At 71.6% G+C, this 204-nt stretch carries 1 protein-coding gene; it reads right to left on the reverse strand.

The window, feature by feature from the left end; all coding sequences use genetic code 11:
• Positions 1-204 (reverse strand): transposase (locus tag V2S66_RS34435; RefSeq protein ID WP_330801050.1); only part of this gene is annotated, 204 nt, incomplete at both ends.

The following is a 204-nucleotide window of genomic DNA, read 5'->3' on the forward strand; positions in this document are numbered from 1 at the left end:
CACCGGTGCGCGGGACGCGGATGCGTTCGAGGAGCGGGCGTGCGCAGACGCTGTCGTGGCGTTGGCCGGGCGTGAGCAAAATGGCGAGGGGCCGTCCGCGCCCGTCGCAGGCGAGGTGGATTTTGGTGGTCAGACCTCCTCGCGATCGGCCGAGGGCGTGATCATCCGGTTCGTCCGCCCGGCGCTGCCCCCTTTTGGCCCGTG

The organism is Actinacidiphila polyblastidii, from assembly GCF_036353415.1.
GTDB classification, from domain to species: domain Bacteria; phylum Actinomycetota; class Actinomycetes; order Streptomycetales; family Streptomycetaceae; genus Actinacidiphila; species Actinacidiphila polyblastidii.